Below are 6889 nucleotides of genomic sequence, written 5' to 3'. Positions count from 1 at the left end.
CCGGTCGACCTTTCGGCGATCTGCGCCGGCCTGTTCGAGTTCTACGAGCCGCTGGCGCAGAGCAAAGGCGTCGCCATCGCCATCGCGGCGCCGCGGCCGACGCTGGTGCGCGGCGACGAGGACCTGCTGCGCGAAGCGATCTCGAACCTGGTCGACAACGCGATCAAGTTCACGCCGAAAGGCGGGCGCGTGCTGATCGCCGCCGAGGCGGCGGACGGCCGAGCGACGGTCGCGGTGAGCGACAGCGGCTGCGGCGTGCCGCCACAAGACCGGGAGGACATCTTCCGTCGCTTCTATCGTGGCGCGCGCGACGGCGCGGCCCCGGGATACGGGCTGGGCTTGAGCATCGTCGCCGCCGTCGCCAAGCTGCACGGCTTCCGCCTGACGGTCGAGGACAACGCCCCCGGCGCCCGCTTCGTGCTGCGCGGCGAAAGCCTGGCGTTCGACTCCGACGAAGCGGCGCGCGACATCGGCGCCGCCCCGCCGAAGCGGCTGAAAGCTCCCGCCTAGGGCGCGTTCGTCACAAGGTGCGGCGAGCGGAATTGTCAGCGCGCCGCGGCGAGCTCGGCCCGCGCGGCGGCGCGCAACAGATTGAGGTCGGACGACACCGAGCGCAGCGCGAAGCCGCGCGCGAAGGCGGCCTTGGCGCTTCGACCGTCGTGGCAGTACAGCCCCGCGAACTTGCCGTGCGCGGCGGCGCGCGTGGCGACCTCGGTGAGGGCGCGATCGACCTCCGCGCCGTCAGGATCGATGGCGCCGCCGCGATGGAGCGCGATCGACAGATCGTTGGGGCCGACGAACACGCCGTCGATTCCCGGGCTCGCCAGGATCGCGTCGAGAGAAGCGAGCGCTTCGCGGGTCTCGATCATCGCGATCGCCAGCGTGACGGCGTTGGCGCCGTGCAGATAGGCGGGGCCGACGAAGCCGCTGAGCGCCTGGGCGGCGCGCGGCCCCCACGAGCGCTGGCCGAGCGGCGGGAACTTCACGTGCTCGGCGAAGCGGCGCGCCGTCGCCGCATCGTCGATCATCGGCGCGATCACCGCCGCCGCGCCGGCGTCGACGAGCCGGCTGGCGAGCGCGAAATCGCCGACCGGAACGCGCGCGATCGTCGGTTTGCCGGCGAGCGCCACGGCGAGGATCGCCTGCGACGCGCCGACGAAGTCGACGCCGCCATGCTGCAAGTCGAGCGTCACCGCGTCGAAGCTTTCGCGCGCCAAGGCCTCGGCGACCGCGGCGTCGTTGACGCCGACCCAGGCCGAGAGCACGTCGCGGCGTTCCGCCAATCCGCGAGCCAATTTGCCGATCACGCCGCCGTCGCTCATCGCCGATTCCTTATCCACGCGCCGCGCGCTTTTCGGACAGGCGCGCCCGCGCGTCAATCGACCACGCCGCGGGCGGGTGAATTGCTTGTAACTTGAGTTTAATCCCGACGGAGCGGAGCCTTCCCGCGTCTGTTCCCACCGGAAAGGCTCCACCATGAAGAAATTTGTCGTCGCCGCCCTCGCCGTCGCGGCTCTGGGCGGCTCGGCCCTCGCGCTTGGCGCCGCCGCCGCTCCAGGCGACCCGCCGCCGCCCGGCGACGCGCGCGAAGCGGGCGGGTTCATGCTCGACGCGCATCTCGCCGGCATGAAGGCGGCGCTGAAGCTGACGCCCGACCAGGAAAAGAACTGGGCGGCGTTCGAAGCCTCGGTGCGCGACGCCGCCCAGGCGCGTCGCGACGCGATGCGGGCGATGCGCGACGCCGGGCGCGGCGACGAGCGCCCCACGCCGATCGAGCGCATGGACGCGATGGCCGACCATCTCGCCAAGGCCTCGACCGAGATCAAGGCGATCGCCGACGCGGCGAAGCCCCTCTACGACAGCCTCGACGACGGCCAGCGGCGCCATTTCGGCCCGCTGATGGCGACATTGATCGAACACGGTCCGCATCGCGGCATGACGATGGGACCCGGCGGCATGATGATGGGCCCGCACGGCGGCGACGGGCCGCACGGAATGGGCCCCGACGGTCATCGCCCCGGCGATACCGAGGAAGACTGATCCCAGAACCGTTTCAGGCGGCGCGCGCCAATTTCAGCGTCGCCGCCTGAACACGCGGCGCGACGACGCCGGCGATCGAGCCGGCGCTCGCCTGCGCGGCGAATTCGGGCCTCCGTTCGGCGGCGAGAACTGCCGCGACCGGACCCGAGGTCGGCGGCAAGCCGACGATCCAATCGCCGATCGCCAGGTCCCAGCGCCGGCCGGCAGGGCTGGCGGCGACCACCGCCGCGCGCGTGACCACCAGCTTGAGGACAAGCAGGTTCGTGCAAACGCGCTTTGCGCGAGGCGACCGGCCGCGTTGATCGGACGCGGCGCCCGATACCGCAAGCGGCGTTGTGCGCAGACCGCAGTTGACGCAAGTTGACCGATGGACGCGCCCTCCCCTCGGGCGCCGGATGGAAAACTTGGCATGTCGGCGTCTGTCGTTGTCGCGCGCGGCGCGATCCGTTCGGTCGCGCGCGTTCGGCGCTCGGCGAGCGCGATCGGGCGCTGACGATGGCGCAGGCGACCGCGACGGCGGCGCAGACCCGTTTCCTCGCCAGCGCCCTCAGCGTATTGGCTGGAGGCTTGTGCTGGAGCTTCACCGGGGTGTTCGTGCGGTTGGCGCCGCACCTCGATTCCTGGCAATTCCTCGTTTACCGCGGCCTCGGCGTCGCCGTCGCGTTCTGGCTGATCGGCGGCCGACGTTCGCCCTTCGCGGCGCTGCGCAGGCTGGACGCGCTCGGACTGGTGACGACGGCGGCGCTCAGTCTCGCGGCGATCGGCTTCATCGTCGCGCTCAAAATGACCAGCGTCGCCACCGCGCTGTTCCTCTCGTCCTGCGCGCCGCTGCTCTCCGCTCTGCTCGGTTTCGTGATTCTCGGCGAGCGCCTCAACGCGCGCCAGATCGGCGCGGTGGCGCTCGGCTTTTGTGGGCTGGCGATCATCCTCAGCGGCGGTTTCGAGGCTGGGCGGCTGGCCGGCGATCTGTGGGGGCTCGCCTGCGCGGTGAGCTTTGCGACCGTCAGCGTCTGCACCCGACTCGCCCCGCGGCGCGACTTCGGCCCGGCGATGATCGGCTACGGCGCCCTGTGCGCGGCGGTCTCCGCCGCAGTCTGCCTCGGCAAGGGCGCTACGCTGGCGCCGCCGCCGCTCGAGGCGCTGTCGGGCTTCGCCGCCGGATTCCTGCTGATCGGATTCGGATTCATGCTGTTCCTGCGCGGCGCGCCGGCGGTGCCGGCGGTCGGCCAGACGATGCTGGCGCAGACCGAGACGATCTTCGGCCCGATCTGGGTGTGGTTGCTGTTCGGCGAGACGCCGGCGGCGACGACGCTGATCGGCGGCGCGACGATCCTCGCCGCGGTCGTAGCGATGGCGCTGGCCGGCGCCGGCGGCGCGCCGCCGCCGCGCTAGCAGGCGGCTTTCAGGCGTCCATCGCCGCGAGGCGGGCGCGGTCGCGCAGACGGATATGGCGGGCGCCGGCGAGCGCCAGCACGCCCTCGTCGTTGAACTGCGACACGGTGCGCGAAACGGTCTCCAGCGTCAGGCCGAGGTAGTCGGCGATGTCGCAACGCGACATCGGCAGGGCGAACTGGCCAGTGACCGCCAGACGCTTATCCATCTCGAGCAGGAAAGTGGCGACGCGCTGCGCCGCGGTCTTGCGCCCGAGAAGCAGCATGTGGTCTTCGGCGTGGCGCAGCTCGCCGGCGGTCATCGCCCACAGCTTGCAGGCGACGACGACGTCGCTCTTGGCCGCCGATTCGAGGCTGCGGCGTTTGACCATCCGCACCGTGGTTTCGACGATCGCTTCGGCGGTCAGGCGATGGTTGGCGTCGGATTCGAGACCGAAAATGTCGCCGGCGAGGTGAAAGGCGCCGATCTGGCGACGCCCGTCGCTGAGCAGACGATAGCTGCGAACCGCGCCGCGCACGACCTGGTAGACGTACTCGGACGGCTCGCCCTCGCCGAAAATGCATTCGTCGCGGCCGTAAGTGAATTCGGTGGCGATGAGCTCGGGGTGGCCGGAGAGCAGCGCGCTGTTGGCGGCGTCGCCCGGGAGCGGCTGACCCCAATACTGACGAACGGGCGCGGAAGCATGCGACTGGTTGAGCATCGGGCCATCTCCTGGATACGGGCGACACCTGCAATCTAGGGGCGTCGTCGGGACCAGGAAATTTGGGGTGAAGCCCTAAGGGCTTTCCCGGAGGCGCCCCTCAGCTGGGGTGCGCCTCGCGCATCGCCGCCCGCACGTGGCCGATCAGGCTGTCTTCGATATGCGGCTTGAGGACGATGTGGCGCACGCCAGAAGATTCCGCCCGCGCGCTGACGGCCGGGCCAGGATAGGCGGTCACCAGCACGACCGGCGCCGAGACCCTTTGGCTGCGCAGCCGCTCGATCAGCTCGAAGCCGTCCATTTCGGCCATCTTGTAGTCGACCACCAGACAGTCGCCGGGCCCCGGCAGGCCTTCGGCGAGCAACGCCGGTCCGCTGGCGAAGGTGCGAACGTTGAAGCCCTCGGTTTCCAGCAAAAACCGCAGCGAGACCAGAACGTCCTGATCGTCTTCGACGACGAAAATGGTTGCCTGTCGCACTTGCCCGTCCGCCAACGCCGCCGCGCGCCCAGCCTCGCTGGGCCGTTGCCGACGACCGCTGACCGATAGCGCGGACCAGGATGGACGAGCTTGACGCAACTCAATCTCTCAAGAGACCGGCCCGCATCGCCATGCGAACGAGGTCGGATAGGCTCCCCGCCTGCATCTTGGCCATCAGGTTGGCGCGGTAGACTTCGACGGTGCGCGGGCTGATGTCGTGGGTGCGGGCGATCGCCTTGTTGGACAGGCCGGCGACCAGTCCGTCGAGCACCTGACGCTCGCGCGGGCTCAAAGAGGCGACGCGAACGCCGATCTCATTGGCGGGGTCGGCTTCACGCGGCGCGCCGGCGAGCGCGGCCTGGACGACGCCGAGCAGGCGCTCGTCGTCGAACGGCTTCTCGACGAAATCGGCGGCGCCGAGCTTCATCGCTTCGACGGCGAGCGGCACGTCGCCATGACCGGTGATGATCACCACCGGCAGGTTGGGGCGCGTCGCCTTGATCCGCCTGAGCAGCTCGAGCCCGTCGATGCCGGGCATGCGCACGTCGCTGACGACGCAGCCGCAATTGCCGTCGCTCAAGGCCTCGAGCAGGCGCTCGGCCGTTTCGAACGTGCGCACCGCACAGCCGGCGCTCGACAGCAGGAAATCGAGCGAGTCGCGCATCGCGTCGTCGTCGTCGACGACGAACACGGCCAATTCGGGTTGCGACGCCATGGCCACTTAACCCGCCGCCGGCAGGGTCAGGCGGAACGTCGCGCCGCCCGCGGGATTGGCTTCCGCGGACAATTTGCCGCCGTGCGACTCGATGATGGTTCGGCTGATCGACAGCCCGACACCCATTCCGGCCTCCTTGGTGGTGAAGAACGGTTGGAACAGATTGGCGCGCACCGCCTCCGGCAGGCCCTGGCCGGTGTCGGCGACGACGATCTCGACCAGGCCGTCGGCGACCGGGCCGCTCGACACGACAAGCTCGCGTCGCGGCGACTCGGCCATCGCCTCCATCGCGTTGCGCATCAGGTTGACCAGCACCTGCTGGATCTGGACGCGATCGGCGACGACGCGGTCGCAGGTCGGGTCGAGCGCCAATCTCAGCTGCAAGCCCTGTTCGCGCGAGCCGACCAATCCCAGCGCCGCCGCCTCCTCGACCAGCTTGGCGACGCTCTCGATGCGCCGCTCGGACTCGCCGCGCAGCACGAAGTCGCGCAGGCGGCGGATGATCTGGCCGGCCCGGATCGCCTGGTCGGCGGCGCGGTCGAGCGCGGTCTCGATCTTGCCGGCGTTGGGGTCGGGGCTGTCGACGAGCAGCCGCCGCGAGCCCTTCATGTAGTTGCTGATCGCCGCGAGCGGCTGATTGAGTTCGTGGGCGAGCGCGGAGGCCATCTCGCCCATCGCGCTCAGGCGCGAGACGTGGGTGAGTTCGGCCTGCATCTGCTCGAGGCTCGTCTGGGTGCGCTGCTGCTCGGTGAGGTCGCGCACGAAACCGGTGAAATAACTGCGCTCGCCCCACTTCGCCTCGCCGACCGAAAGATGCATCGGGAAGGTCGAACCGTCGGCGCGCCGGCCGGCGACGATGCGGCCGATGCCGATGATGCGCGGCTCGCCTTCGGCGCGGTAGCGGGCGAGATAGGAATCGTGGCGGCCGCTGTCTGGCTCCGGCATCAACACGCGCACGTTCTGGCCGATCGCCTGGTCCTGGGAGAGGCCGAACATCCGCTCGGCGGCGCGGCTGAACAGCTGGATCGTTCCGGTCGCATCGATGACGATCATCGCGTCGGGGACGGTCTCGAGGATCGAGCGCAGGTGTTCCTCGCGGCTGCGCAGCGCCTCCTCGGCGCGCATCTGCGAGTCGATGTCGAGCACGCCGCCGGAGAGGCGCCGCGACGCGCCGGCGCCGGCCGACGCGGCGAGCAGGCGCAGCCAATGCGGCTGTCCGTTGCGCCGGACGCGGAACGCAACGTCGAGGTCGTCGCCGGCCGCAGCGCAGCGCGCGAGTTCCCGCTCGACCGCGGGGCGATCCTCGGGATCGACCAGTTCGGAGAGCCGAACCGCGTCAGCGGGCGAAAGCGGATCGAGGCCAAACAGCGTGCGAGCGGGCTGCGACCACACGGCCGCGCCCGTCGCCGGATCGACGACGATCGGGCCGAAGCCCGGCCCGCCGGCGATCGCCGAGGCAAAGTCCGCTGCAGGCGCGGAGGGCGTCTCGGGGCCTGCGCCGCGTTCCATTCCGCTCCGGTCCTCCCGGCGCCGACCGCGCCCGTCTTGCGACGAAATGTCGCAA

9 protein-coding genes are annotated in these 6889 nt (G+C 70.5%); 3 read left to right on the top strand and 6 right to left on the bottom strand.

Annotated features, from left to right (window positions below; genetic code table 11):
• On the top strand, nucleotides 1-510 hold a 510-nt coding region (locus ABSF49_RS07325), incomplete at its 5' end, for a sensor histidine kinase (RefSeq protein WP_424111981.1).
• A gap of 35 nt (nucleotides 511-545) precedes the next feature.
• Here the strand turns inward: ABSF49_RS07325 and ABSF49_RS07320 are convergent.
• A complete protein-coding gene (locus ABSF49_RS07320) occupies nucleotides 546-1322 on the bottom strand; it encodes an HpcH/HpaI aldolase family protein (RefSeq protein ID WP_424111980.1) in 777 nt (258 codons plus the stop codon).
• A 154-nt stretch (nucleotides 1323-1476) separates the two neighbouring features.
• On the opposite strand from ABSF49_RS07320, the gene ABSF49_RS07315 reads away from it, so the two are divergent.
• Complete coding sequence (locus ABSF49_RS07315; RefSeq protein ID WP_424111979.1) at nucleotides 1477-2040, top strand: Spy/CpxP family protein refolding chaperone; 564 nt, start codon at nucleotides 1477-1479, stop codon at nucleotides 2038-2040.
• 13 nt (nucleotides 2041-2053) lie between these two features.
• Here ABSF49_RS07315 and ABSF49_RS07310 read toward each other — a convergent pair whose 3' ends face one another.
• Nucleotides 2054-2281, bottom strand: coding sequence for a hypothetical protein (locus ABSF49_RS07310; protein WP_424111978.1), 228 nt, complete (start codon nucleotides 2279-2281; stop codon nucleotides 2054-2056).
• A 254-nt stretch (nucleotides 2282-2535) separates the two neighbouring features.
• On the opposite strand from ABSF49_RS07310, the gene ABSF49_RS07305 reads away from it, so the two are divergent.
• A complete protein-coding gene (locus tag ABSF49_RS07305; protein WP_424111977.1) occupies nucleotides 2536-3432 on the top strand; it encodes a DMT family transporter in 897 nt (298 codons plus the stop codon).
• Between the two features lie 10 nt (nucleotides 3433-3442).
• On the opposite strand, the gene ABSF49_RS07300 is transcribed toward ABSF49_RS07305, so the two are convergent.
• The 4 genes from ABSF49_RS07300 to ABSF49_RS07285 form a co-directional block, all read right to left on the bottom strand.
• Nucleotides 3443-4132 carry a helix-turn-helix domain-containing protein gene (locus ABSF49_RS07300; RefSeq protein ID WP_424111976.1) on the bottom strand — a complete coding sequence of 230 codons (690 nt, stop codon included), beginning with the start codon at nucleotides 4130-4132 and terminating at the stop codon, nucleotides 3443-3445.
• Between the two features lie 100 nt (nucleotides 4133-4232).
• Entirely contained in the window at nucleotides 4233-4610 is a 378-nt protein-coding gene (locus ABSF49_RS07295) for a response regulator transcription factor (protein ID WP_424111975.1), read from the bottom strand.
• Between the two features lie 100 nt (nucleotides 4611-4710).
• Entirely contained in the window at nucleotides 4711-5325 is a 615-nt protein-coding gene (gene fixJ / locus ABSF49_RS07290; RefSeq protein WP_424111974.1) for a response regulator FixJ, read from the bottom strand.
• 6 nt (nucleotides 5326-5331) lie between these two features.
• Nucleotides 5332-6834 (bottom strand): sensor histidine kinase, encoded by a 1503-nt coding sequence (locus ABSF49_RS07285; protein ID WP_424111973.1) that lies wholly within the window; start codon nucleotides 6832-6834, stop codon nucleotides 5332-5334.
• Nucleotides 6835-6889: the final 55 nt, after the last annotated feature.

It is taken from the genome of Roseiarcus sp., from assembly GCF_049514155.1.
Classification (GTDB): domain Bacteria; phylum Pseudomonadota; class Alphaproteobacteria; order Rhizobiales; family Beijerinckiaceae; genus Roseiarcus.
This window is presented reverse-complemented; position numbering and strand designations above follow the sequence as displayed.